Here is a 23902-nt window from a genome sequence, read left to right as displayed (position 1 = left end):
CTCCCACGATGTTTGGCGAACTGCTCGCCCAGACCTACCTGAGCTGGCTGCTCGACGGCTTCCTGCTCACCCTGGGTATCTCCCTGTTCTGCTGCCTCCTCGCCACCTTGCTCGGCGCGCCGCTGGCCGTGGCGCGGCAGGCGAAGTCGCGCTGGCTAGCGTGGCCGGCGCGCGCCTACCTGGCCCTGTTCCGCAACACGCCGCTGCTGGTGCAGCTGTTCTTCTGGTACTTCGGCGTGCCGGCGCTGCTGCCGGAAGAGCTGGTGTCCTGGCTCAACACGCCCCATGAACTGGGCGCCCTGGCGTGGCCGTCGTTCGAATTCCTCGCCGCGGCCTGGGGGCTGACGCTCTACACCACGGCCTTCATCGCCGAGGAATTCCGCGCCGGCATCGCCTCGGTCAGCCCGCAGCAACGCGAAGCCGGCATGGCGCTGGGGCTGCGCCCGCTGCAGGTGTGGCGCTGGGTGATCCTGCCGCAGGCATTGCGCACCGCGCTGCCGCCGCTGATGGGCCAGTACATGAATGCGCTGAAGAATTCCTCGCTGGCCATGGCCATCGGGCTAGCCGAGCTGTCCTACGCCTCGCGCCAGGTGGAGACACAGACCTTCAAGACTTTCCAGGCCTTCGGCATCGCCACCCTGCTGTACATCGGCGCCATCGCGCTGATCGAGGCGCTGGGCCAGGCGCTGCAGCAGACCCGCCGCTACCGCCAGGGAGCCTGACATGGACTTCTCCGTCATCCAGGACAACCTCTCCTACTTCCTCATCGGCGCCTACCCGGACGGCCCGCTGGGCGGCGCGGCGCTCACCGTGATCCTGGCGCTGGCCTCCGGCATCGCCTCGGCGGTGCTCGGGCTGGTGCTGGGCATTGCGCTGTCGGTATTGCGCGGCCGCCCGCGCCTGCTGCTGGTGGCCTTCCTCGGCTTCTTCCGCGCCATTCCCGTGCTGATGCTGATCTTCTGGACCTACTTCCTGCTGCCCATCGTCCTGCACATCGACGTACCGGCGCTGGACACGGTGGTCTGCGCGCTGTCGCTGATCGGCGGGGCCTATCTCGCCCACTCGGTGCACGCCGGCATCGAAAGCCTGCCCAAGGGCCAGTGGGACGCCGCCCGCGCCCTCGGCCTGCGGCCCTGGCAGGTGCTGCGCCTGGTGATCCTGCCGCAGGCGCTGCCGGTCATGCTGCCGTCCTTCCTCAACCAGTGGGTCTCGCTGATCAAGGACACCTCGCTGGCCTACGTGATCGGCGTCGGCGAGCTGTCCTTCGTCGCCACCCAGGTGAGCAACCGGGTGATGGTGCACCCCACGGAAGTCTTCCTGTTCGTCGCCCTGATCTACTTCCTGCTGTGCTCGGCGTTGGACCTGCTGGCGGCACTGTTCGCACGACTGACGCCGGACTACCGCAAGGCCACCTGAGCCATCGCCATGAACGTGAACCCCGCCGGCGTGGCGGGTTAGGACATCCCCTTCCGCCGTTCGTCCCTTCCCCGCGGAGTCACTTGCGCAAAGCAAGTTACCGGATTAGATTACAACCATAATATTTAGCCGAAGCGCTTTGTCCTCTCCCGTGCAGGGTCGTTACAGAGCACTCCGATTAGATGATGATATTAATCTAAAGAGGTTGACCGCCATGCGCAGAAGCCGCTTCGACCACATGCCCTGCCCCGTCGCCCAGGCCCTGGATCTGGTCGGCGACAACTGGAACGTGCTGATCCTGCGCGAAGCCTTCTACGGCTCCCGCCGCTTCGAGCAGTTCAGCGCCAATCTCGGCATCGCCAGCAACGTGCTGACCCGCCGCCTGCGCATCCTGGTCGACAACGGCCTGTTCGAACGCAGCCGCTACAACGACCACCCGCCGCGCTACGAGTACCTGCTCACCGACGCCGGCCGCGAACTGCGCCCGGTGCTGCTGACCCTGCTGCAGTGGGGCAAGCGCCACGCCGCCGGGGCCGACGGCGTGCAACTGATCGATACGCGCAACGGCCAGCCGGTGCAGATCGCCCTGGTCGATGCCAGCAGCGGCGAGCCCATCGGCCCGCAGCACCAGATTCGCCGTCGCGACGGCGCCCTCTCTTCCCCCACCCACGCCTGAACGGTAGCCGCCATGAACCAGCCCGCCTCCATTGTCGTCACCCCGGCCGCCGACACGGCCAAACCCAAGTCCCGCAAGGCCCTCAAGCTGGCCATCGCCGGCGCCGCGCTGCTCGGCGTCGCCGCCTATGCCGGCCACTGGTGGCTGAATGCACGCTTCCTGGAAGAAACCGACGATGCCTATGTCGGCGGCGACGTCACCGTCATCAGCCCGCGCGTGGCCGGCTACATCACCGAACTGCGGGTGAACGACAACCAGTTCGTCCACGCCGGCGACCTGCTGGCACGCATCGATGACCGCGATTACCGCGCGGCGCTGGCCAAGGCCGAAGGCGCGGTACACGCCGAGCAGGCGCTGCTGGTCAACGTGGATGCGCAGGCGGCTCTGCAGGACGCGCTGATCCGCCAGAGCCAGGCGGAAATCGACGCCGCCAGTGCCGAGGAAACCCGCACCCGCGACGACCAGCGTCGCTACGCCACCCTGGTGCGCACCAACGCCGTGTCGGTGGAAGCCGCGCAACGCGCCGACGCCAGCTGGAAGACCGCCCGCGCCAACAGCGACAAGGCCCGCGCCACACTGCTCGCCGCGCGCCGCCAACTGGACGTGATCCAGAGCCAGCGCCAGCAGGCCCAGGCCGCCCTGGAACAGGCCGTCGCCGAGCGCGACCGGGCCCAACTGGACGTGGGCTACACCGAGCTGCGCGCGCCGGTCGACGGCTATATCGGCAACCGCCGTGGGCGGGTCGGCGGCTACGTCAGCGCCGGTACCCAGTTGCTCGCGGTGGTGCCCGCGCAAGGGCTGTGGGTGGACGCCAACTTCAAGGAAGACCAACTGGCCCACATGCGGGCCGGCCAGGCGGTGACCATCGAGGCCGACATCCTGCCGGGCAAGGTCTTCCACGGCCATCTGGACAGCCTGGCCCCGGCCACCGGCGCGCAGTTCAGCATCCTGCCGCCGGAGAACGCCACCGGCAACTTCACCAAGATCGTCCAGCGCGTGCCGGTGCGCGTCTACCTCGACGCGGAGGACGGCAAGCTCGGTGACCTGCGCCCCGGCCTCTCGGTGGTGGTCGAGGTGGATACCCGCGGGCAGCGCCACGAAGCCGACCCGCGCGTCGCCCAGGAGCTGCGGCCGTGAACTTCTGGTCGGACGAGGTGGTGCCGGTCGAGAGCCTCTCCACCCGGCAGAAGGTGATCGCCTTCGCCTGCATGTGCGTGGGCATGTTCATCGCGCTGATCGACATCCAGATCGTCTCCGCCTCCCTGCGCGACATCGGCGGCGGCCTGTCGGCGGGCGCCGACGACACCGCCTGGGTGCAGACCAGCTACCTGATCGCCGAGATCATCGTCATCCCGCTGTCGGGCTGGCTGTCCAAGGTGATGTCCACCCGCTGGCTGTTCGCCGCCTCGGCCCTGGGCTTCACCCTTACCAGCCTGCTCTGCGCCGTGGCCTGGAACATCCAGAGCATGATCGCCTTCCGCGCGCTGCAGGGTTTTCTCGGCGGCTCGATGATCCCCATGGTGTTCACCACCGGCTTCCTCTACTTCGACGGCAAGCAGCGCGTGGTGGTGGCCGCCACCATCGGCGCCATCGCCTCGCTGGCGCCGACCCTCGGCCCAGTGGTCGGCGGCTGGATCACCGACATCTCCTCCTGGCCCTGGCTGTTCTACATCAACCTGGTGCCGGGCCTGTTCGTGACCATCATCGTGCCGATCATGGTGCGCATCGACAAACCCGACTGGTCGCTGGTGAAAGGTGCCGACTACCCGGCCATGCTGCTGATGGCGGTGTTCCTCGGCTGCCTGGAATACACCATGGAGGAAGGCCCGCGCTGGAACTGGTTCAGCGACGACACCATCCTCGTCACCGCGTGGATTTCCGCCATCACCGGCGTGGCCTTCATCGCCCGCAGCCTGACCGCGAAGAACCCCATCGTCGACCTGCGCGCGCTCAAGGAGCGCAACTTCGCCCTCGGCTGCCTGTTCTCCTTCGTCACCGGCATCGGCATCTTCGCCACCATCTACCTGACCCCGCTGTTCCTCGGCCGGGTGCGCGGCTACAGCGCGCTGGACATCGGCCTGGCGGTGTTCTCCACGGGCATCTTCCAGGTGATGAGCATCCCGATCTACGCGGCCCTGGCCAAGCGTTTCGACCTGCGCTGGATACTGGCGCTGGGCCTGGGCATGTTCGCCCTGTCGATGTGGGAGTTCTCCCCGATCACCCATGACTGGGGCGCCGCCCAGCTGATGCTGCCGCAGGCGCTGCGCGGCATGGCGCAGCAATTCAGCGTGGCGCCCACCGTGACCCTGGCGCTTGGCTCGCTGCCGCCGGCGCGACTGAAGCTGGCCTCGGGGCTCTTCAACCTGATGCGCAACCTCGGCGGCGCCATCGGCATCGCCGCCTGCGCCACCGTGCTCAACGACCGCACCAACCTGCACTTCCTGCGCCTGGCCGAACACCTGAACGCGCAGAACCAGGCCCTCGGCAACTGGCTGGCGCCGCATCTGGACGCCACCGGCGAAGCCAGCCAGCAGGCCCTGCGGCAACTGTGGAACCTCACCTACCGCGAGGCGCAGACCATGACTTTCGGCGACGCCTTCCTGCTCATCGGCGCCTGCTTCGCCATTACGCTGGTGCTGATTCCGCTGATGCACAAGATCGCCGCGCCGCCGCAACCCTCAGCCGACGCGCACTGAGCGGGCCGGAAATGAAAACAGGGTGACCCTGTTACCCAGGAGTCACCCTGCCTACGTTGCCGCGAATCAGAAGCTGTTTACGATCTCAGCAGATCGTAAACAGGTTCTCAGGTCGGCAGCAGACCGGCCTTGGCCGCCATGGTCAGGGCCAGGTCCTCGATCATGTCTTCCTGGCCGCCCACGGTGCCACGGCGCCCCAGCTCCACCAGCAGCTCGCGGGCGGAGATGCCGTAGCGGGCCTCGGCGCGCTTGGCGAACAGCAGGAAGGAGCTGTACACGCCGGCATAACCCAGGGTCAGCGCATCGCGGTCGAGGCGGATCGGGTGGTCCATCATCGGCACCACCAGGTCTTCGGCCACGTCCATGATGCGGTACAGGTCCACGCCGCTGTCGACGCCCATGCGCTTGAGCACGGCGACGAAGACTTCCAGCGGAGTGTTGCCGGCGCCGGCGCCCAGGCCGGCGACCGAGCCGTCGATGCGCGCGGCACCGGCCTCGATGGCGGCCAGGGAGTTGGCGATGGCCATGCCCATGTTGTGGTGGCCGTGGAAGCCGACTTCGGTGTTCGCCTTCAATTCAGAGCGCAGCAGGCCGATCTTCTCGCTGACTTCATCGGGCAGCATGTAGCCGGCCGAGTCGGTGCAGTAGATACAGTTGGCGCCGAAGCTTTCCATCAGCCGCGCCTGTTCCAGCAACTGCTCGGCGCTGACCATGTGCGCCATCATCAGGAAGCCGACGGTGTCCAGGCCCATCTCGCGGGACATGCCGATGTGCTGCTCGGAGACGTCCGCCTCGGTGCAGTGGGTCGCCACGCGGATGGTGGAAACGCCGCAGCCGTGGGCCATCTTCAGGTGCTCGACGGTGCCGATGCCGGGCAGCAGCAGCGCCGAGACCTTGGCCTGTTTCAACTTGGGAATCACCGCCTCGAAGTATTCGCGATCGGTGTGGGCCGGGAAGCCGTAGTTCACCGAGGCGCCGCCCAGGCCATCGCCATGGGTGATCTCGATCAGCGGCACGCCGGCTTCGTCCAGGCCCGTGGCCACGGAAACCATCTGCTCCAGGCTGATCTGGTGGCGCTTGGCGTGCATGCCGTCGCGCAGGCTCATATCGTGCAGGCGCACGCGCTTGCCTTGCAGGTTCATGGATTGTCTCTCCTCAGCGGGCCGGCAGTTGCAGGGCGCCCTGGTGGGCTTGTTCGGCGAACATCTCGGCGGTGCGCAGACCGGCGGCGGTCATGATGTCGAGGTTGCCGGCGGACTTGGGCAGGTAGTCGCCCAGGCCTTCCACTTCCAGGTACACCGAGACTCGGTTGCCATCGAATACCGGGCCGTTGATCAGCTTGTAGCCCGGCACGTAGCGCTGCACCTCGCGGATCATCTCGTGCACCGAGGCGCGGATGGCCGCCTGGTCCGGCGTGCCGGAAGTCAGGCAGTGGATGGTGTCGCGCATCATCAGCGGCGGCTCGGCCGGGTTGATGACGATGATCGCCTTGCCCTGCTTGGCGCCACCCACCTGCTCGATGGCACCGGCGGTGGTGCGAGTGAATTCGTCGATGTTCTTGCGCGTGCCCGGCCCGACCGAACGGGAGGACACGGTGGCGACGATCTCGGCGTAGTCCACCGGCTGCACCCGCGAGACCGCCGCCACCATCGGGATGGTGGCCTGGCCGCCGCAGGTGACCATGTTGACGTTCATCGCCAGGTTGCCGGCGTGCTCGGCGAGGTTCACCGGCGGCACGCAGAATGGGCCGATGGCGGCCGGGGTCAGGTCAACCATGATCACGCCCAGCGCGTTCAGCTTGCGGCTGTTCTCGGCGTGCACGTAGGCGGAGGTGGCATCGAAGGCGATGCGGATGTCGTCGTCCAGCACGTGCGGCAGCAGGCCGTCGACACCGTCGGAGGTGGTCTTCAGACCGAATTCGCGGGCGCGCGCCAGGCCGTCGGACGACGGGTCGACGCCGACCATCCACACCGGTTCGATCCATTCGGATCGGCGCATCTTCATCAGCAGGTCGGTGCCGATGTTGCCGGGGCCGATGATCGCGGCCCTGAGTTTCTTGCTCATGGATGACTCCTATGCACGGAAGGACACCTGGGCGCTGCCCAGGCCGTCGATGTCCAGTTCGAAACGGTCGCCCGCCTTCGCCGGCTCCAGCGGTACCAGCGAGCCGGAGAGGATGATTTCGCCGGCCTTGAAGGGAATGCCGAAGGCGCCCAGGGTGTTGGCCAGCCAGGCCACAGCGGTGAGCGGGTTGCCCTGCACCGCGGAGCCCAGGCCCTCGCTGATCTGCACGCCGTTCTTGCGCACGCGCATGCGCAGGTTGGGCAGGTCCAGTTCGCGCGGGTCGCGCTCCGTTTCGCCGATCACGAACACGCCGCAGGAGGCGTTGTCGGCCACGGTGTCCTGGATGCGGATCTTCCAGTCGTGGATGCGCGAGTCGACGATCTCGAAGCAGGCCATCACGCATTCGGTGGCGGCCAGCACGTCGGCCTCGGTCACGCCGGGGCCCTTGAGGTCGTGCTTGAGGCGGAAGGCGATCTCGCCCTCGGCGCGCGGCTGGATCAGGTTGTTTTCCGACAGCGAGATGTCGGCGCCATTGGCGAACCACATCTTGCGGGTGATGAACCCGAAGTCCGGCTGGTGCACGTTGAGCATGCGCTGCACGGCCTCGGAGGTGACGCCGATCTTCTTGCCGACCAGCTCGTCGCCGTCGGCCAGGCGCTGTTCGAGGATCAGGTGGGAGATGCGGTAGGCGTCCTCGACGCCGATCTGCTCCCAGCGCTCGGTCAGCGGCGCGACGCTGCGACCTTCGACCAGTGCGCGGTAGAGTTCCTCAGCGTACTGCTGCTGGAGTTGCTGGCTCATGCCGGGGTCTCCTCGAGGAAGGCCAGCACTTCGCGGTTGAACAGCGCGCGGTGCTCGACCATCACCCAGTGCCCGCACTCGCTGAGCAGCACGAAGCGGATGTTGCTGCAGGCGTCCATCAGCGTCTGTGCGCCGCTGGACGGGCAGAATTTGTCGTTCATGCCCCAGAATCCGAGGATCGGGCAGCTCAGTTGGGCGACTTGCGACGCGAGGTTCGGCACCTGCATGCGGGTCAGCACGCAGCGCGGCTGCTGCTTGACCACGGCGACACGCTCGTTGACCGTCTCGTCGCTGATCTGCGAGGCATCGAAGAGCTGCAGCGAGAGCAGGCGGCGCATGCCGTCGGCGTCGTTCAGCTCACCGTTGGCGAAGGCGGCGCCCATCTTCTGGATGCCTTCCATCTGCAGGTAGTACTGCTCCTTCTCCATCAGCCCGCCCGGCGCCATCAGCACCAGGCGCGCGATGCGCTGCGGCTGGTCGAGGGCCATCTTCATGGCGATGGCGCCGCCCAGGGAGTTGCCCACCAGGGTGCAGCGCGGGATGTCCAGGGCGTCGAGCAGGCCGAACATGGCGTCGACGAAGAAGTCGAGGGTGTAGTCGGTTTCCGGCTTGTCGCTGGCGCCGTAGCCGGGCAGGTCCGGCACCAGCACGCGGTGGCCGGCGGCGGCGAAGTCCGGGTAGTTCTGCTTGAAGTTGCTGTGGCCGCTGGCGCCGGGGCCGCTGCCGTGGATGAACAGCACGGTGTCGCCGCTGCCGTTGTCCAGGTAATGCAATCGGAGTCCGTCGTTGAGGGTGACGAAGTGCCCTTGCGGCAAGGCGGCCATGGCGTCGCTCCAGGGAGGGGAATGTGCCGGGATTATTCGGGCGCCTTGGCGGGGGCCACATCGTCCGAGAGGACTACGGGGGATTCGGGGGCGTGGATCGTTCTTCTGATGCCTCCAGGGAAGTCCGTGCCTGCGATTCCCCCTCACCCCAGCCCTCTCCCTCAGGGAGAGGGGGCCGTTCGGTGTTGCCGGGAGGCATAGCGCTCGCCGGATGCCATGCCAGTCCCCTCTCCCCCCGGGAGAGGGTTAGGGTGAGGGGGCCGCAGGCCAACGCCTGGCTCGCCGCTAACGTAGGGCGTACAACCGTTCGCGGTTGTACGCCGATACACCGAACGTCCCACAACGCCGCGGTTGAACCGGGCGAATCGCGGACCCGCCCCTAGTCCCTTCGGACGTGGGCGCGAGACGCCGCCACGCCTAGGCTGGAAGCCTTCCCCATCGAGGAGCGGACATGACACGAGCATTGGATTTCAGCGGCCAGGTGGTACTGGTCACCGGCGGCGGCAAGGGCGTGGGCCGGGGCATCAGCCAGCGCTTCCTGGAACAGGGCGCCGAGGTGGTGATCTGCGGGCGCGAAGCCCCGGAGCAACTGCCCAGCCACAATGGCCGGGAAGCCTGGTTCATCCCCTGCGACGTGCGCGACTTCGAGCAGTTGCAGGCACTGATGGCCGCCATCGACGAACGCCATGGCCGCCTCGACGTGCTGATCAACAATGCCGGCGGCGCCCCCTACGCCGATGCCGCCGAAGCCTCGCCGCGCTTCTCCGAGGCCATCGTCCGGCTCAACCTGCTGGCCCCGCTGAACCTCTGCCAGCTGGCCAACCAGCGCATGCAGAAGCAGGCCGGCGGTGGCGCCATCGTCAATATCTGCAGCGTCAGCGCCGTGCGCCCCTCGCCGGGCACCGCCGCTTATGGCGCGGCCAAGGCCGGGCTGCTCAACCTGGGCCGCTCGCTGGCGGTGGAATGGGCGCCCAAGGTCCGGGTGAACGCGGTGATCGGTGGCCTGATCCGCACCGAGCAGAGCCACCTGCACTACGGCGACGAAGCGGGCATTCAGCGCGTGGCCGACACCATTCCGCTGGCACGCCTGGCGGAGCCGGGCGACATCGGCGATGCCTGCCTGTACCTTGCCTCGTCGATGGCCTCTTACGTCAGCGGCGCCGAGATCGCCGTGCACGGCGGCGGCGAACGTCCGGCCTTCCTCGAAGCGGCACAGGGATAAGACCATGCTCAGCGCCCGTCACGATCTCGTTCTCGACCTCACCCCCGAAGCGGCCTGGTCCCGCCTGCGCGACCTGAGCCTGGCGCCGCACTACGTCCCCGGCCTGACCGGCTGCGAATTCCACCCCGGCCCGCGCGACGGGCTGGGCGCCAGCCGCCGGGTGCTGATGAAGCGCGGCTTCCTCGATGAAAGCGTGGTGGAGTGGCGCGAAGGCCAGGGCCTGGTGCTGCGCCTGCACCGCGCCGAGCAGGGGCCACCCTTCCCCTTCCGTGAAGCCAGCTTCCGCTATGCGCTGCATCCGGAAAGCGGCGGGCGTACCCGGCTGAGCCTGAGCCTGGATGGCGACCTGCGTGGCGGGCGTTTGGGCGAATGGCTGCTGGCGGGTGTGCTGAAGAAGACCGTGGCGAAGATCGCGGTGAATCTCAAGGCGTTTTACGAGACAGGCAAGAACCAGAATCCGGATTACGTTGCTTGAGCTTGGCTATGCCTCGATCGGGGCTGCAGGTGGACTGTATGTCTTCTGGGCTCCCGCGTTCGCGGGAGTGACGGTTTCGTGCACCGCCATCCGCACCGTCATCCCCGCGAACGCGGGGACCCAGAAAACTACGTAGGAGCGGACTCCGTCCGCGATCGGTCCGCATCGCGCCGGATGCCATCGCGGACGGAGTCCGCTCCTACGGGCGCCCCGCTCAATCGCGGAGTTGACGATGAGTTGGGTGTATCGGCGTATAACCGCGAACGGTTATACGCCCTACGCGAGGAACCCTGCGCGCGGGGGCGGAGCATCCTTGTAGGAGCGAGCTTGCTCGCGAACAAACCCCGCTTCAAGGCATGGGTTCGCGAGCAAGCTCGCTCCTACGAAGAGCATGCAGGTGCTCAGTCCCGCGCCACCTCGAAATGCCCACGGAAGGTCGTCTCGACGATCCGCCACTGGCCGTCCACGCGTCGGTAGCGGTCCTGGTAGAAGCCACCCAGTTGCCGGGTCGCTCCCGTTTCGCCGTCACGGTTCTGGTAATGCAGCGCCCAGCGCGCGCTGGCGTTGTCGGCATCCTCCAGCTCGATCTCCGGATTGGCCGCGTGGTGCAGGTCGATCACCCGCGGCACACAGGCCAGCTCCCGGTAAAGCGCCAGGAACGGCTCGCGGTCGCGGAACACACCCAGCGGGCCGTAGTCGATCAGTACCTCGCCCGAGACGAAGCAGGCGCGGATCGCCTCCACGTCCTTCAGGTCGCAGGCATTGAGGTAGCGGTGCTTGAGCTGGCGGATGGCTTCGAGCGCCTCCAGGCGCTCGATTCGTTGTTCCAGGTTCATTCCGGTCTCCGTTCCACGTTGAGGTCACCCCAGTAGGCCTTCATCGAACGGATGCGGCCCTGTTCGTCGAACTCCATCACGTCGATCACGTGCAGGCTGCACGGCGCGCCGTTCCAGTTCAGGTCGACACGGAACGGCATGGCGCCGCAGCCGTTGCCGGTGACCCGCACCGGCCCGGTGAGCTGGGCGCTGGCCTCGGCGCGGCCCAGGCCCTCGTGGTAGAAACGCGCGATGGCCTCGATCCCGACCAGGGGCTTGGCGCCCACCGGGTCCTCGACCACCGCGTCATCGGCGTAGAGCGAGAGGATGCCGTCGATGTCGCCGGCATCCACCAGCTCCACGTAGCGCGCCATGCGCCGGCGGATCAGCTGAGCGTCCATCAGGCCACCTCGAACAGCGCGGCCGCGCCCATGCCGCCACCGATGCACATGCTCACCACCACGTAGCGCACGCCACGGCGACGGCCTTCCAGCAGCGCGTGGCCAGCCATGCGCGCGCCGGACATGCCGAACGGATGGCCGATGGCGATGGCGCCGCCGTTGACGTTCAGGCGCTCGTCAGGGATGCCCAGCTTGTCCTGGCAGAACAGCACCTGGCAGGCGAAGGCTTCGTTGATCTCCCACAGGCCGATGTCGTCCACCTTCAGGCCGTGGCGCTTGAGCAGCTTGGGCACCGCGAAGACCGGGCCGATGCCCATCTCGTCGGCGTTGCAGCCGGCCACTGCCAGGCCACGGTAGATGCCCAGCGGTTGCAGGCCACGGCGTTCGGCTTCGCGGGCCTCCATCAGCAGCGACGCCGAGGCGCCGTCGGACAGTTGCGAGGCGTTGCCAGCGGTGATGAAGCGCCCCGCTCCACTCCACTGGCCACCCTGCCAGACCGGCTCCAGCGCGGCGAGACTGGCCAGGGTGGTGTCGGCGCGGTTGCATTCGTCGCGCTCGATCAGCACGGATTCGTGGCGGCTCTCGCCGGTGGCCTTGTCCACCACCAGGCGCTGTGCGCGCATCGGCAGGATCTCGTCGGCGAACAGGCCACTGCTCTGCGCGGCGGCGGTGCGCTGCTGGCTAAGCAGGGAGTAGGCGTCCTGGGCTTCGCGACTGATGTTGTAGCGGGCGGCGACGATCTCGGCGGTCTCGATCATCGGGATGTACGCCGCCGGGTCGCGCTCCAGCACGGCCTGCGACTGGTTGCGGTAGGCGTTCTTGTGCTTGTTCTGCACCAGGGAGATGGACTCCAGGCCACCGGCCACGGCGATGTCCAGCTCGTTGCAGGCGATCGACTTGGCGGCGGTGGCGATGCTCATCAGGCCGGAGGCGCACTGGCGCTCCATGGCCATGCCGGCGACGCTCGACGGCAGGCCGCCGGCGATGGCGCAGAGGCGGCCGAGGTTGTAGGCCTGGGTGCCCTGCTGCGCGGCGGCACCGATGATGACGTCCTCCACTTCGCCCGGCTCAATGCCGGCGCGACGGACCACCTCGGCCACCACGGCGCCGCCCATGGCGGGGGCCTCGGTGTCGTTGAAGGCGCCACGGAAGGCCTTGCCGATGGCGGTACGGGCGGTGGAGACGATTACGGCTTCTCTCATGATGGGTTCCTTCGGAAGTACTGGGTTGGCGCCCTGTAGGAGCGAGCTTGCGACCCACATGGATGTGGGGAATGCCGAAATCCGTCGGGAACGGATTCGGCCTCGCGAACCGCCTCACTGCGAGGCCGGTTCGCGAGCAAGCTCGCTCCTACGAAGAGCCGCTTATGCGGGGTAGCTCTTCAAAGTGGGTAGCTCTTCAAACGGGAAAGTAACGACTGATGGTGTCCACCACACAGCCGGGGCGGTCTTCGCCCTCGATCTCGACGCTGACGCGCACGGTGGACTGAACGCCGCCCTTCACCGCCTCGGCGGCGACCAGTTCGGCGCGGCCGCGCACGCGGGCGCCGGCCTTGACTACGTTGGGGAAGCGCACGCGGTCACAGCCGTAGTTCACGCCCATGGAAATGCCGCGCACCTCGACGATCTGCGGCAGGAACAGGTTGACCAGCGACAGCGTCAGATAACCGTGGGCGATGCAGGTGCCGTACGGGCCGCTCGCCGCGCGAACCGGATCGACGTGAATCCACTGGTGATCCCCGGTGGCCTCGGCGAACTGGTCGATGCGCGACTGCTCGACGGTGATCCATTCGCTCTCGCCGAGAACCTCGCCGACGCAGCCCAGCAGTTCTTCCGGATGCTCGAAGATGCGCGCCATGTCAGGCCCTCTGGCTGGAGACCGACAGCACTTCGCCGGTCATGTAGGAGCTGTAGTCGCTGGCCAGGAACATCATCACGTTGGCGATTTCCCAGACCTCGGCGGCGCGGCCGAAGGCCTCGTTGGCGGCCAGCTTGTCCAGCAGTTCCTGCGGCGCGGATTTGCGCAGGAAGTCGTGCAGGGCAATGCTCGGGCTCACCGCGTTGATGCGGATGCCGTGCTCGGCCGCTTCCACGGCGGCGCAGCGGGTCAGCGCCATCACCCCGGCCTTGGCCGCGGCGTAGTGGCTCTGCTCCTTCTGCGCGCGCCAGCCGAGCACCGAGGCGTTGTTGACGATGGCGCCGGCGCGGCGCTCCATCATGTACGGCAGCATGGCGCGGGTCATGCGCATGGTGCCGGTGAGGGTGACGTCGAGAACGCGGTTCCACTCCTCGTCGACCATCTCCACCAGCGAGCGCGAGCCACCCAGGCCGGCGTTGTTGATCAGCACGTCGACACCGCCCAGGCGTTCCTCGGCGGCGGCCACCAGGGCGCGTACCTGCTCCTCGTTGGTGACGTTGCAGACCTGCCCGTACACCGCCTGCAGCCCGCAGGCCTGGCGGATGCGCTCGACGGCTTCGTTCAGGCGGCCTTCATGGATGTCGCTGATCATCAGCGCGCGGCAGCCTTCCTCGGCGGCGCGCAGGGCGGCGGAGAAGCCGATGCCGGCGCCCGCAGCGGCGGTGATCAGCACCGATTTGCCGCGCAGCAGGCCGCGGCCGGATACGTATTCGGGTTTGAGCATGGTGAGTCTCCTTACTGCGGGCCCTGGCGGGGCGCCTTGGGTTCTTTGGGCAGGCCGAGGGCGCGCTCGGCGATGAGGTTGCGCTGGATCTCGTTGCTGCCGCCGTAGATGGTGTCGGAGCGGCTGAACAGGAACAGGCCCTGCAGGCGGCTCAGCTGATACGGGCCGCCGTCGAGGATTTCCGCCTCGGCGCCGAGCACGTCCATCGCCAGCTTGCCCAGGCGCGCGTGCCAGTCGGACCAGCACAGCTTGTAGATCAGCGCTTCGCGGCGCAGGCCGCTGTCCTGGCCACCGGAGAGCATGCGCAGCGAGTTGTAGCGCAGCACCTTGAGCCCGCCCCAGGCCTCGGCGAGGCGCTGGCGCAGCAGCGGGTCGCGGGCGGCGCCGTTGGCGCGGGCGATGCGGATGATCTCGTCCAGTTCGTTCTGGAACTGCATCTGCTGGCCGAGCGTGGACACGCCGCGCTCGAAGCCCAGCAGCGCCATGGCGATCTTCCAGCCGTCGCCCGGCGCGCCGAGCAGGTTCTCGGCAGCGGTCTCGGCGTCGTCGAAGAACACCTCGTTGAATTCGGAGGTGCCGGTGAGCTGCTCGATGGGCCGCACGGTGATGCCCGGCTGGTTCATCGGCACCAGCAGGAAGGCCAGGCCATGGTGGCCGACGCTGCCCGGCTCGCTGCGGGCAATGACGAAGCACCAGTCGGATTCATGGGCCAGCGAGGTCCACACCTTCTGCCCGTTGATGCGCCAGACGTTGCGCTCGGCATCGAAGGTGGCGCGGGTCTTCACGGCGGCCAGGTCGGAGCCGGCGCCCGGCTCGGAGTAACCCTGGCACCAGAACTCGCGACCGCTGACGATGCCCGGCAGCAGGCGGCGCTTCTGCTCCTCGGTGCCGAAGGCGGCGATGGTCGGACCGGCCAGGCCCTCGCCGATGTGTCCCATGCGGCCGGGGCCGCCGGCGCGGGCGTATTCCTCGTGGAAGATCACCTGCTGGTTGATCGACAGGCCTCGCCCGCCATGTTCTTTCGCCCAGCCCACGCAGGTCCAGCCGCCTTCGGCGAGCTTGCGCTCCCAGGCTTTGCGTTCCTCGGGGAAGCTGTGCTCGTCGCCCGGACCTCCACGGAAGCGCAGCGGCTCGAACTCGCCACGCAGGTTGTCCGCCAGCCACTGGGCGACTTCGGCGCGGAAGGCCTCGTCGGCGGCGTCGAATCCGATCTTCATGGGCGTTCCTCCAGGATGGCGGCGGCGATGCGCTCGCGGTGCCAGGCCGGCGTGCCGAACAGGCTTTCGCTGGCGCGGGCGCGCTTGAAATACAGGTGCGGGTCGTATTCCCAGGTGAAGCCGACCCCGCCGTGCAGCTGGATCGACTCGGCGGCGCCGTGGAAGAAGGCTTCCGAGGCCTGGGACTTGGCCAGCGCGGCGGCCAGCGGCAGCTCGGCGGCCAGCGTGGTGTCACCCTGCCCGTCCAGCGCTTCCTGGGCCACGCAGGCGGCGTAGTAGAGCGCGGAGCGCGCGCATTCCACCTGCAGCATCATGTCCGCCATGCGGTGCTTGAGCGCCTGAAAGCTGCCCACCGGACGGCCGAACTGGCGGCGTTCCTGGGTGTAGGCAACGGTCAGGTCGAGCGCCTGCTGGGCGCCGCCGACCTGCTCGGCGGCCAGGGTCACGGCGGCCAGTTGCAGCACCTTGTCCAGCGCCGGCCAGGCGCGGCCCGCCGCACCCAGCAGGGCCTCGGCGGGCAGGTAGAGACCGTTCAGCTCGACCTCGGCCAGTTGGCGGGTCTGGTCCAGGGTCGGCAATGCGCGGCGTTGCAGGCCTTCGCTGTCTGCGGGCACGGCGAACAGGCAGACGCCCTCCTCGCCCTGGCTGCCGGCCAGGCGCGCGGGGATCAGCAGCAGGTCGGCGCTGTGGCCGTCGAGCACCGGACGCAGACGGCCGTCGAGGACGAAGCCGTCGCCTTCCGGGCGTACCTGCACCTGGACCGCGTTTGCCTCCGGCACGCCTTGGGCGCCGAGGGCCAGGGTGGCGGTGAGACTGCCTTCGGCCAGGCCGGGCAGCCAGCGTGCCTGCTGTTCCTCGTTGCCGAGCACACGCAGGGCGCACACGGCCAGGGTGCTGGCGAAGAACGGCAGCGACGCCAGGCGGCGGCCCAGCTGCTCCTGCACGATGGCCAGCTCGACGAAGCCCAGGCCCAGGCCGCCGTGGGCCTCGGGCACCAGCAGCGCCTGCCAGCCGAGTTCATCGCGAATGCGCTGCCAGAGCGCCAGGTCATGACCGCCGGCGGCCATGGCCGCGCGCACGGCGCTGGAGGGTGAAGCATCGGCGAGGAAGCTTTCCGCGCTGTCGCGGATCATCTCCTGCTCGTCGGTGAAGGCGAATTCCATGGGAAGCGGCCCTGTGGGTTCAGATGCAGGGCAGTCTGGCGGGAGATGGTCGAGCGGGAATCGTCCGAATGGACGTGGGGGAAGCGATGAAGTTGGAGCGAAAAGACTGCGGGCGCGAAAACCGTTCGGTGCGCTCGACGGACGCCGGAATCCCCCTGTAGGAGCGGGCCATGCCCGCGAATCGCGCGCATGGCGCGCTCCTACAAGAGCGCCTCAGGCTCGGTATCCACCCTGTAGGAGCGAGCTTGCTCGCGAACGGCCCCGCAGCGGGGATTGGTTCGCGAGCAAGAGCTAGGCGCCCCCCCTCGGTCCTACGAAGAGCGTTGGCTCCGTCAGGTGCCGTAGACCTTCTGTGCCGGCACGGCGCGTTCGATCAGTTCCGCCACCACGCCGCCAACCTCTGCCGGCAGCCAGCGCGCGCCCTTGTCGCGTTCCGGGCCGCGGCGCCAGCCGTCGCCGATGGAGAGCTTGCCGCCTTCCACCTCGAACAGGCGGCCGGTGACGTGCTGGGAGTCCTCGGATACCAGCCAGGCCACCAGCGGCGCGACGTTTTCCGGGGCGAAGTGGTCGAAGCCGTCTTCGGGCTTCTTCATCACCTCGGCGAACACCTGCTCGGTCATGCCGGTGCGCGCGGCAGGAGCCAGGGCGTTGGCGGTGATGCCGTAGCGCGCCAGTTCCGCCGCCTGTACCAGGGTCAGGGAGGCGATGCCGCCCTTGGCCGCCGAGTAGTTGGACTGGCCGATGGAGCCCTGCAGGCCGGCGCCGGAGCTGGTGTTGATGATGCGCGCCTGCACTTTCACGCCGGCCTTGGCCTGGTCGCGCCAGTGGTGCACGGCATGGCTGGCAATGCAGAAGTGGCCCTTGAGGTGCACCGACATCACCGCGTCCCAGTCGGCCTCGGTGAGGCTGGCGAACATGCGGTCGCGGCAGATGCCGGCGTTGTTGACCACGGCGTGCAGGTCGCCGAAGGCGTCGATGGCGGCGCGGACGATCTCGCCGGCTTCGCCGTAGCTGGTGATGTCGTGGCTGTCGCCGATGGCCTGGCCACCCTGGTCACGGATCAGGGCGACCACGCCGGCAACGGCTTCGCGGTTGATGTCGTTGACCACGACCTTGGCGCCTTCGGCGGCCAGGGCCAGGGCATAGGCGCGACCGAGGCCGCCGCCGGCGCCGGTGATGATCACGACGCGGTCTTTGCAGATGGACATGGGGTTCTCCGGTCAATCAGTTTCGAGAGAGTCGCGGGCAGCGCCCGCCTGTAGGAGCGGGCCATGCCCGCGATCCGCCGGCAGGGCCGGCGGCGTCAATACATCGGCGCCGCGGAAAGGAGCGCCTTACAGGCGCTGTTCGCGGGCATGGCCCGCTCCTACAACGGTGTCAGAGACGCTCGATAATCGTCACGTTGGCCTGCCCGCCGCCTTCGCACATGGTCTGCAGGCCATAGCGGCCTCCGCTGCGTTCCAGCTCATGGAGCAGCGTGGTCATCAGGCGGGTGCCGGTGGCGCCCAACGGGTGGCCGAGGGCGATGGCGCCGCCATGAACGTTGGTGCGTTCGTGCGGGTAGCCGGTTTCCTGCAGCCAGGCCATGACCACCGAAGCGAAGGCTTCGTTGATCTCCACCCGGTCGATATCGTCCAAGCGCATGCCGGCCTTCTTCAGCGCGTACTCGGTGGCCGGGATCGGTGCGGTGAGCATCCATACCGGGTCGTCGGCGCGCACGCTGATGTGGTGGATGCGCGCACGCGGCGTCAGGTTGTAACGCTTCAGGGCGCGCTCGGAGACGATCAACATGGCGCTGGCGGCGTCGCAGGTCTGGCTGGATACGCCAGCGGTGACGCGGTCGCAGCCGAACAGCGCTTCCAGCTCGGCCATTTTTTCCAGGCTGGTCTGGCGCGGCGTCTCGTCATGCTGCACACCGGCCAGCGGGACGATCTCGCGGGCGAAGTGGCCGGCCTCGATGGCGCGCAGCGCGCGGCGGTGCGATTCCAGCGAGTAGGCTTCCAGCGCTTCGCGGCTGAGCTGCCACTTCTCGGCGATCATCTGCGCCGAACGGAACTGGCTCGGCGGCGTGGAACCGTAGCGCTTCACCCAGCCTTCGGAGCCGCTGAAGGGATCGGTGAAGCCCAGCGGCTCGGCGGCGGTCATGGCCGAGGAGATCGGGATCTGCGTCATGGTCTGCACGCCACCGGCGATCACCACGTCCTGGGTGCCGCTCATCACCGCCTGGGCGGCGAAGTGCACGGCCTGCTGCGAGGAGCCGCACTGGCGGTCGATGGTGGTGCCGGGCACGCCCTGGTCGAGGCCGGCGGCCAGCCAGGCGGTGCGGGCGATGTCGCCGGCCAGCGGGCCGATGGTGTCGACGCAGCCGAAGATGACGTCGTCGTAGTCCGCATCCGGGATGCCGTTGCGCTGCACCAGTTCGCGCAGCACATGGGCGCCCAGGTCGGCAGCGTGGATCTGCGACAGACCACCCTTGCGCTTGCCGGTGGGCGTGCGCAGGGCGTCGACTATGTAGGCTTCTGCCATTTCAAATTCCTCAAAGAGCGAAGGTGTGGCCGGCGCCGGCGCTGACCGCCCCGCCGAACAGCGCCTGGCACAGCCGCGCCTTGTGCAGGCTGCGGTCGCCCCAGACCTTGTCCAGGGCCCAGGCGCGTTTCATGTAGAGCTGCAGGTCGACTTCCCAGGTGTACCCCATGGCGCCGTGCACCTGGATGGCGTTCTTGGCCGCCAGCTGGGAGGCCTCGGAGCACGCCAGGGCCGCCTGGGACACGTGCAGCGCGGCCTGCGGATGACCCTGCGCAAGGGACTGCGCGGCGCGGTACAGCGGCGCCTTGGCGAACTCGATGAGCACCGCGACGTTGGCCATCAGGTGCTTGACCGCCTGGAAGCTGCCGATCGGCTTGCCGAACTGCTTGCGTTCGAAGCTGTAGTCCACCGCCAGGTCCACCATGCGCCGGGCCAGACCCAGCTGCTGCGCGGCGCAGGCCAGGGCGCCACGCTCGAAGGCGACGCTCCACAGGCTGCAGGCCGCATCGCCGCTGGCTACGCGGGTGGCGTCGCTGGGCGTCCAGGTCACGCTGTACAGATGGCGCGACGGGTCCAGCGCCGGGTTGCGGGTGAGCTGCACGGCCTCACGGGGGACCGCGTGGATGTCGTCGCGGCTGCCGAGGATCAGCAGGTCGGCGACGTGGGCGTCGGCCACCAGCAGGTTGTCCGGGTGTCCGACCGCCAGGCGTGCCTCGCCGGCGGCGATGCGGCCCAGCCACTCGGCCTTGAGCGCTTCGTGCTCGGCGCCCAGGGCCGCCAGCAGCGGTGCGCCCACCAGTACGGTGTCCAGCAGCGGCTCGGCCAGGGCGGCGTAGCCGCATTCCTGGGCCGGCAGCATCCAGTCGGTTTCGTCCAGGCCCAAGCCGCCGTAGTTTTCCGGCAGGTTCAGGGCGGTCAGGCCCAGCTCGGCGAGCTGCGCCCAGAGTTCGTCGCTGCGGCCGCTCTCGCTGTCCCACAGTTCGCGCAGGCGCTCGGGGGTCACCTGGTTGGTGAGGAAGGCGCGCACGCTGTCGTGGAAGCTCAGCTGGTCGTCGTTGAAAGTGAAGTCCATGGTCCCGGTCCTCAGGCGCGCGGCATGCCGAGCATGCGTTCGGCGATGATGTTGCGCTGGATTTCGTTGGTGCCGGCGTAGATCGGGCCGGCCAGGGAGAACAGGAAGCCGTCCAGCCAGCGGCCGACCTCGCCCGCCAGCGGCGCTTCGGGCAGCAGTTCGGCGCGGGCGCCGAGGATGCTCAGGGCGGTGTCGTGCATGCGCTGGTCCAGCTCCGACCAGAAGATCTTGTTGGTCGAGGATTCCGGGCCGATGCGGCCGCCCTGCTGCAGGCGCGAGGCGGTCATGTAGGTGCTCAGGGTGTAGGCCTCGGCATCCAGCCAGGCGCGCATCACCGCTTCGCCGATGGCAGGGTCGCGGTCGGCGGCTTCGCGGTTCTCCAGGTACAGCTGCAGCAGGCGCCGCGCGGTTTCCTGGAAGCGCGCCGGGGAACGCAGCATCAGCCCGCGCTCGAAGCCGGCGGTGGACATCGCCACGTGCCAGCCCTGCCCTTCGCCACCCAGGACGTTCTCCACCGGCACCTTGACGTCGTCGAAGAAGATCTCGGCGAAGCCCGGCAGGCCGTCGAGCTGGGCGATCGGGCGGACGGTGATGCCCGGCGAGTTCAGCGGCACCAGGATGAAGGTCAGGCCGTGGTGGCGGCTCGACGCCGGGTCGGTGCGGAACATGCCGAACAGCCAGTCGGCCCACACCGCGCGGGTCGACCAGGTCTTCTGGCCGTTGATCACGTAGTGGTCGCCGACGCGCTCGGCGCGGGAGCGGATGGCCGCCATGTCGGAGCCGGCGCCCGGTTCGGACCAGCCCTGGGCCCAGACGTCCTGGCCACGCGCCATGCGCGGCAGGAAGCGCGCCTTCTGCGCCTCGGTGCCGAATTCCATGAGGGTCGGGCCGAGCAGGAAGATGCCGTTCTGGTTGACCCGGCCGGGAGCGCCGGCGCGGTAGTACTCTTCCTCGAAGATCAGCCACTGGATCAGGTCGCAGCCGCGGCCGCCGTAGGCTTCCGGCCAGGTCACCATGCCCCAGTGGCCGTCATGCAGGCGAGCTTCCCACTCGCGGTGCAGGCGGAAACCCTCTTCGGTGTCGTACGAGGGCAAGGGATTCTTCGGCACATTGGCCGCCAGCCAGGCGCGGACTTCCTCGCGGAAGGCCTGTTGCTCTTTGTTGTAGTTAAGGTCCATGGGCTGTGCCTGTGGTTGATCAGTTGAATTGCGCTTCGCGCTTCTCGACGAAGGAGTCGCGCGCTTCCTGGGAATCCAGCGAGCGGTAGGCTTCGAGGGTGAAGCCCTGCTCCCAGCGGTATTTGTCTTCGAGGTTGCCGTCCTCGATGCCGGTCAGCGCTTCCTTGGCCAGGGCGATCATCGCCGGGCTCTTGGCAGCGATCTTGCGCGCCACGTCCAGGGCCGCGTCGCGCAGCTTGTCGCGCGGCACCACGCGCTCCACCGCGCCCAGGCGGTAGGCTTCGTAGGCGTCGATGGGCTCGCCGGTGAAGTACATGTGGCGCACCTTCTGCACCGGGAACAGGCGCTGCAGGTGGGCGCCGCCGCCCATGGCGCCACGGTCCACCTCGGGCACGCCGAAGGTCGCGCATTCGCTGGCGACGACGATGTCCGCCGCGCCACAGAGGCCGATGCCGCCGCCGAGGACGAAGCCATGCACGGCGGCGATCACCGGCTTGGGATTGCGGTGCACGGCCTTGAAGCTGTCGTAGTTGCCCTTGTTCACCGCGACGATCAGGTTGCCGTCGGCGGCCAGTTCCTTGATGTCGACGCCTGCGCAGAAGCCCCGGCCCTCGGCGCGGATGACGATGACCCGCACCGCGTCGTCGCGGCCCAGGCGTTCCAGCTCGGCGGCGATGGCCGCCCAGCCGGCGCAGTTGAAGGCGTTCACCGGCGGACGGTCGAACACCATCTCGGCGATGTACTCGTTGATCTCAACGCGAAACGGCTGCATGGAGGCTCTCCTGGGTCTGTTGCGGTTCCACCCGGCGGGCCAGCTCGGTGAGCCGGGCCTCGGCCTGGGTGACGATGTTCTGGATGATCTCGGCGCACGGCGAGCGGCTGCCGAGCAGCGCGGCGACCTGGCCGGCCGGCAGCACGCCGTCTTCGGGCTGACCGTCGACCATGGCCTTCTGGATCACCATGGGCGCATTGGCGGCCAGCAACGCCTGGGAAAGGGTCAGCTCGCCCCGGTTGCGCAGGGCCTGGAGCATCTGCCCGATGCTGATGCCGGAATGGCGGCGGTAGGCCAGCGCGCACTGCACGGCGAGGCCCAGGCGACGCCAGGGGCCGGCAGCCTCCAGGGCGTCGAGCAATTCGTTGCGGATCATCCGCTGCGGCAGGCCGTCGAGCGCGCGGCTGACGATCACCTTGGCCGGGTCCTTCACGCCCAGGTAGCGCGCCAGGGTGGCGTCCGGCACCGGGCTTTCCTGGCTCATCAAAAAGCGCGTGCCCATGGCCACGCCTTCGGCGCCCAGGGCCAGCGCGGCCACGAGACCGGCGCCGTCATGGAAGCCACCGGCGGCGACGACCGGCACCTGCACGGCTTCGCGCACCTGGGCCAGCAGCAACGAGGTGGGCACCGAGCCGGTGTGACCGCCGCCCTCCCCGCCTTGCACGGTGACGATGTCGGCGCCCATCTCCACGGCCTTCTGCGCGTGCTTGAGCGCGCCGACGGTGGGCATGCAGATCACCCCGGCCTCTTTCAGCCGGGCGACCATCTGCTTGCCCGGCGAGCGGCTGTAGCTCACCGCCTTAACACCGTGGCGCAGCACCAGCTCGACGATCTCGGCGGCGTTGGGCTGGTACATGTGGAAGTTGACGCCGAACGGCGCCGAGGTCAGCGATTTTGTTTCGAGGATCGCCGCTTCCATCTGGTGCGGCTCGATGGTGGCGCCGGCGAGGAAGCCGAACGCGCCGGCATTGCCGGTGGCCGCCACCAGGCGCGGGTCGGCCACCCAGCCCATGGCGGTCTGGATGATCGGGTAGCGGCAGCCGAGCAGCTCGGTAACGCGGGTGCTCAGGTCCAGGCTCATCGGCCGCCCTCCACCGGCTCGCGCTGCGAGCTGGCCATGGCGCGGGCATCGTAGCCGCCCAGGCGGTCGCCGCTGACCAGTTCGTTGTGGGCGTGGGCGAAGTGGTGCAGGCCGAACACCATGTCCATGGTGGCGCGCTTGCCCATCAGGTCCTCGGCGTTGTTCACCGCCTGCTTGGCCAGCTGCAGGCCCAGGCGCGGCATCTCGGCCACGCGGCGGGCCATGTCCAGGGTCACGTCCAGCAGCACGTCGCGCGGCACCACCTTGTTGACCATGCCCAGTTGCCAGGCGCGGTCGGCGCCCAGGCGTTCGCCGAGGAAGAGGAACTCCTTGGCGATGCGCGGGCTGAGTTCATGCACGTGGGCGAAGTACTCGACGCCGGGGATGCCCATGCGCACCACCGGGTCGCGGAAGTAGGCATCCTCGCTGGCGACGATCAGGTCGCACACCCAGGCCAGCATCAGCCCGCCGGCGATGCAGGCGCCCTGCACCATGGCCACGGTCGGCTTGGGCATTTCGCGCCAGCGCCGGCACATGCCCAGGTAGACCTCCTGCTCGCGGGCGTAGAGGAACTCGCCGCCCGGCTTGTTCACGTGGTCGTACCACAGGCTCGCGCGGTCGAAGCTTTCGTTCACGTCGCGGCCCGGGGTGCCGATGTCGTGGCCGGCGGAGAAGTGCTTGCCCTCGCCGCGCAGGACGATGACCTTGACCGAATCGTCGTCGCAGGCGCGGCGGAAGGCCGCGTCCAGCGCGTAGGTCATCTTCGAGTTCTGCGCGTTGTGGTACTCGGGACGGTTCATGGTGACCAGGGCCACCGGGCCCTGCACCTCGTAGAGAACGACCTCTTCGACTTCGCTCATGA

25 protein-coding genes are annotated in these 23902 nt (G+C 68.4%); 7 read left to right on the top strand and 18 right to left on the bottom strand.

All coding sequences use genetic code 11. From position 1 onward, the window contains the following. Nucleotides 1-8: 8 nt before the first annotated feature. The 5 genes from J5M67_RS17490 (at nt 9) to J5M67_RS17470 (ending at nt 4788) form a co-directional block, all read left to right on the top strand. Nucleotides 9-722 (top strand): amino acid ABC transporter permease, encoded by a 714-nt coding sequence (locus J5M67_RS17490; protein ID WP_207886603.1) that lies wholly within the window; start codon nt 9-11, stop codon nt 720-722. Between the two features lies 1 nt (nt 723). Beyond that, nucleotides 724-1416: an amino acid ABC transporter permease gene (locus J5M67_RS17485; RefSeq protein WP_207886602.1), complete on the top strand. Its 693-nt coding sequence runs from the start codon at nt 724-726 to the stop codon at nt 1414-1416. A gap of 214 nt (nt 1417-1630) precedes the next feature. Then, complete coding sequence (locus J5M67_RS17480; protein ID WP_207886601.1) at nt 1631-2092, top strand: helix-turn-helix domain-containing protein; 462 nt, start codon at nt 1631-1633, stop codon at nt 2090-2092. A 12-nt stretch (nt 2093-2104) separates the two neighbouring features. After that, nucleotides 2105-3229: an HlyD family secretion protein gene (locus J5M67_RS17475; protein WP_207886600.1), complete on the top strand. Its 1125-nt coding sequence runs from the start codon at nt 2105-2107 to the stop codon at nt 3227-3229. Continuing rightward, nucleotides 3226-4788: a DHA2 family efflux MFS transporter permease subunit gene (locus J5M67_RS17470; protein ID WP_368735938.1), complete on the top strand. Its 1563-nt coding sequence runs from the start codon at nt 3226-3228 to the stop codon at nt 4786-4788. Before J5M67_RS17475 ends, J5M67_RS17470 begins: the two co-directional genes overlap by 4 nt. Before the next feature lie 107 nt (nt 4789-4895). Here J5M67_RS17470 and dmpG read toward each other — a convergent pair whose 3' ends face one another. From dmpG to J5M67_RS17450, 4 genes are read right to left on the bottom strand one after another with little or no spacing between them, the layout of a single operon-like run. Continuing rightward, complete coding sequence (dmpG, locus tag J5M67_RS17465) at nt 4896-5930, bottom strand: 4-hydroxy-2-oxovalerate aldolase (RefSeq protein WP_207886599.1); 1035 nt, start codon at nt 5928-5930, stop codon at nt 4896-4898. 13 nt (nt 5931-5943) lie between these two features. Further along, a complete protein-coding gene (locus tag J5M67_RS17460) occupies nt 5944-6852 on the bottom strand; it encodes an acetaldehyde dehydrogenase (acetylating) (protein WP_207886598.1) in 909 nt (302 codons plus the stop codon). 9 nt (nt 6853-6861) lie between these two features. Then, entirely contained in the window at nt 6862-7653 is a 792-nt protein-coding gene (locus J5M67_RS17455; protein WP_207886597.1) for a fumarylacetoacetate hydrolase family protein, read from the bottom strand. Then, the gene (locus J5M67_RS17450) at nt 7650-8477 is read right to left on the bottom strand and encodes an alpha/beta fold hydrolase (protein ID WP_207886596.1); all 828 of its coding nucleotides are present in this window, start codon (nt 8475-8477) and stop codon (nt 7650-7652) included. The genes J5M67_RS17455 and J5M67_RS17450 overlap by 4 nt, the downstream gene beginning before the upstream one ends. Before the next feature lie 451 nt (nt 8478-8928). On the opposite strand from J5M67_RS17450, the gene J5M67_RS17445 reads away from it, so the two are divergent. Together J5M67_RS17445 and J5M67_RS17440 are read left to right on the top strand one after the other, a co-directional pair. Continuing rightward, a complete protein-coding gene (locus J5M67_RS17445; RefSeq protein WP_207886595.1) occupies nt 8929-9699 on the top strand; it encodes an SDR family oxidoreductase in 771 nt (256 codons plus the stop codon). A 4-nt stretch (nt 9700-9703) separates the two neighbouring features. Continuing rightward, on the top strand, nt 9704-10174 hold the full coding sequence (locus J5M67_RS17440) for an SRPBCC family protein (RefSeq protein WP_207886594.1): 471 nt from the start codon (nt 9704-9706) through the stop codon (nt 10172-10174). 401 nt (nt 10175-10575) lie between these two features. Here J5M67_RS17440 and J5M67_RS17435 read toward each other — a convergent pair whose 3' ends face one another. The 14 genes from J5M67_RS17435 to J5M67_RS17370 form a co-directional block, all read right to left on the bottom strand. Beyond that, nucleotides 10576-11010 (bottom strand): nuclear transport factor 2 family protein, encoded by a 435-nt coding sequence (locus tag J5M67_RS17435; protein WP_207886593.1) that lies wholly within the window; start codon nt 11008-11010, stop codon nt 10576-10578. Continuing rightward, a complete protein-coding gene (locus J5M67_RS17430) occupies nt 11007-11393 on the bottom strand; it encodes a nuclear transport factor 2 family protein (RefSeq protein WP_207886683.1) in 387 nt (128 codons plus the stop codon). The genes J5M67_RS17435 and J5M67_RS17430 overlap by 4 nt, the downstream gene beginning before the upstream one ends. After that, on the bottom strand, nt 11390-12592 hold the full coding sequence (locus J5M67_RS17425; RefSeq protein WP_207886592.1) for an acetyl-CoA C-acyltransferase: 1203 nt from the start codon (nt 12590-12592) through the stop codon (nt 11390-11392). Before J5M67_RS17425 ends, J5M67_RS17430 begins: the two co-directional genes overlap by 4 nt. Before the next feature lie 196 nt (nt 12593-12788). Further along, entirely contained in the window at nt 12789-13247 is a 459-nt protein-coding gene (locus J5M67_RS17420) for a MaoC family dehydratase (RefSeq protein ID WP_207886591.1), read from the bottom strand. A gap of 1 nt (nt 13248) precedes the next feature. Then, complete coding sequence (locus J5M67_RS17415) at nt 13249-14031, bottom strand: SDR family oxidoreductase (RefSeq protein WP_207886590.1); 783 nt, start codon at nt 14029-14031, stop codon at nt 13249-13251. 11 nt (nt 14032-14042) lie between these two features. Continuing rightward, nucleotides 14043-15248: an acyl-CoA dehydrogenase family protein gene (locus tag J5M67_RS17410; RefSeq protein WP_207886589.1), complete on the bottom strand. Its 1206-nt coding sequence runs from the start codon at nt 15246-15248 to the stop codon at nt 14043-14045. Next, nucleotides 15245-16411 (bottom strand): acyl-CoA dehydrogenase family protein, encoded by a 1167-nt coding sequence (locus J5M67_RS17405; RefSeq protein WP_207886588.1) that lies wholly within the window; start codon nt 16409-16411, stop codon nt 15245-15247. The genes J5M67_RS17410 and J5M67_RS17405 overlap by 4 nt, the downstream gene beginning before the upstream one ends. A gap of 332 nt (nt 16412-16743) precedes the next feature. Further along, nucleotides 16744-17619 (bottom strand): SDR family oxidoreductase, encoded by an 876-nt coding sequence (locus J5M67_RS17400; RefSeq protein ID WP_207886587.1) that lies wholly within the window; start codon nt 17617-17619, stop codon nt 16744-16746. A gap of 169 nt (nt 17620-17788) precedes the next feature. Next, nucleotides 17789-18937: an acetyl-CoA C-acetyltransferase gene (locus J5M67_RS17395; RefSeq protein ID WP_207886586.1), complete on the bottom strand. Its 1149-nt coding sequence runs from the start codon at nt 18935-18937 to the stop codon at nt 17789-17791. Nucleotides 18938-18947: 10 nt separating this feature from the next. Continuing rightward, nucleotides 18948-20009, bottom strand: coding sequence for an acyl-CoA dehydrogenase family protein (locus tag J5M67_RS17390; protein ID WP_207886585.1), 1062 nt, complete (start codon nt 20007-20009; stop codon nt 18948-18950). An 11-nt stretch (nt 20010-20020) separates the two neighbouring features. Next, nucleotides 20021-21187: an acyl-CoA dehydrogenase gene (locus tag J5M67_RS17385; RefSeq protein ID WP_207886584.1), complete on the bottom strand. Its 1167-nt coding sequence runs from the start codon at nt 21185-21187 to the stop codon at nt 20021-20023. Between the two features lie 19 nt (nt 21188-21206). After that, nucleotides 21207-21959: an enoyl-CoA hydratase family protein gene (locus J5M67_RS17380; protein WP_207886583.1), complete on the bottom strand. Its 753-nt coding sequence runs from the start codon at nt 21957-21959 to the stop codon at nt 21207-21209. Then, nucleotides 21940-23040, bottom strand: coding sequence for a nitronate monooxygenase family protein (locus tag J5M67_RS17375; protein ID WP_207886582.1), 1101 nt, complete (start codon nt 23038-23040; stop codon nt 21940-21942). Before J5M67_RS17375 ends, J5M67_RS17380 begins: the two co-directional genes overlap by 20 nt. Continuing rightward, nucleotides 23037-23900 carry an enoyl-CoA hydratase gene (locus tag J5M67_RS17370; protein WP_207886581.1) on the bottom strand — a complete coding sequence of 288 codons (864 nt, stop codon included), beginning with the start codon at nt 23898-23900 and terminating at the stop codon, nt 23037-23039. The genes J5M67_RS17375 and J5M67_RS17370 overlap by 4 nt, the downstream gene beginning before the upstream one ends. Between the last annotated feature and the right edge of the window lie 2 nt (nt 23901-23902).

It is taken from the genome of Pseudomonas sp. 30_B (assembly GCF_017491605.1).
Classification (GTDB): Bacteria; Pseudomonadota; Gammaproteobacteria; order Pseudomonadales; family Pseudomonadaceae; genus Pseudomonas.
This window is presented reverse-complemented; position numbering and strand designations above follow the sequence as displayed.

Coding starts and splice junctions, on each gene's coding strand:
- J5M67_RS17490 (WP_207886603.1), top strand. CDS start 9: ATGTTTGGCGAACTGCTCGCCCAGACCTACCTGAGCTGGCTGCTCGAC.
- J5M67_RS17485 (WP_207886602.1), top strand. CDS start 724: ATGGACTTCTCCGTCATCCAGGACAACCTCTCCTACTTCCTCATCGGC.
- J5M67_RS17480 (WP_207886601.1), top strand. CDS start 1,631: ATGCGCAGAAGCCGCTTCGACCACATGCCCTGCCCCGTCGCCCAGGCC.
- J5M67_RS17475 (WP_207886600.1), top strand. CDS start 2,105: ATGAACCAGCCCGCCTCCATTGTCGTCACCCCGGCCGCCGACACGGCC.
- dmpG (WP_207886599.1), bottom strand. CDS start 5,930: ATGAACCTGCAAGGCAAGCGCGTGCGCCTGCACGATATGAGCCTGCGC.
- J5M67_RS17460 (WP_207886598.1), bottom strand. CDS start 6,852: ATGAGCAAGAAACTCAGGGCCGCGATCATCGGCCCCGGCAACATCGGC.
- J5M67_RS17455 (WP_207886597.1), bottom strand. CDS start 7,653: ATGAGCCAGCAACTCCAGCAGCAGTACGCTGAGGAACTCTACCGCGCA.
- J5M67_RS17450 (WP_207886596.1), bottom strand. CDS start 8,477: ATGGCCGCCTTGCCGCAAGGGCACTTCGTCACCCTCAACGACGGACTC.
- J5M67_RS17445 (WP_207886595.1), top strand. CDS start 8,929: ATGACACGAGCATTGGATTTCAGCGGCCAGGTGGTACTGGTCACCGGC.
- J5M67_RS17440 (WP_207886594.1), top strand. CDS start 9,704: ATGCTCAGCGCCCGTCACGATCTCGTTCTCGACCTCACCCCCGAAGCG.
- J5M67_RS17435 (WP_207886593.1), bottom strand. CDS start 11,010: ATGAACCTGGAACAACGAATCGAGCGCCTGGAGGCGCTCGAAGCCATC.
- J5M67_RS17425 (WP_207886592.1), bottom strand. CDS start 12,592: ATGAGAGAAGCCGTAATCGTCTCCACCGCCCGTACCGCCATCGGCAAG.
- J5M67_RS17420 (WP_207886591.1), bottom strand. CDS start 13,247: ATGGCGCGCATCTTCGAGCATCCGGAAGAACTGCTGGGCTGCGTCGGC.
- J5M67_RS17415 (WP_207886590.1), bottom strand. CDS start 14,031: ATGCTCAAACCCGAATACGTATCCGGCCGCGGCCTGCTGCGCGGCAAA.
- J5M67_RS17410 (WP_207886589.1), bottom strand. CDS start 15,248: ATGAAGATCGGATTCGACGCCGCCGACGAGGCCTTCCGCGCCGAAGTC.
- J5M67_RS17405 (WP_207886588.1), bottom strand. CDS start 16,411: ATGGAATTCGCCTTCACCGACGAGCAGGAGATGATCCGCGACAGCGCG.
- J5M67_RS17400 (WP_207886587.1), bottom strand. CDS start 17,619: ATGTCCATCTGCAAAGACCGCGTCGTGATCATCACCGGCGCCGGCGGC.
- J5M67_RS17395 (WP_207886586.1), bottom strand. CDS start 18,937: ATGGCAGAAGCCTACATAGTCGACGCCCTGCGCACGCCCACCGGCAAG.
- J5M67_RS17390 (WP_207886585.1), bottom strand. CDS start 20,009: ATGGACTTCACTTTCAACGACGACCAGCTGAGCTTCCACGACAGCGTG.
- J5M67_RS17385 (WP_207886584.1), bottom strand. CDS start 21,187: ATGGACCTTAACTACAACAAAGAGCAACAGGCCTTCCGCGAGGAAGTC.
- J5M67_RS17380 (WP_207886583.1), bottom strand. CDS start 21,959: ATGCAGCCGTTTCGCGTTGAGATCAACGAGTACATCGCCGAGATGGTG.
- J5M67_RS17375 (WP_207886582.1), bottom strand. CDS start 23,040: ATGAGCCTGGACCTGAGCACCCGCGTTACCGAGCTGCTCGGCTGCCGC.
- J5M67_RS17370 (WP_207886581.1), bottom strand. CDS start 23,900: ATGAGCGAAGTCGAAGAGGTCGTTCTCTACGAGGTGCAGGGCCCGGTG.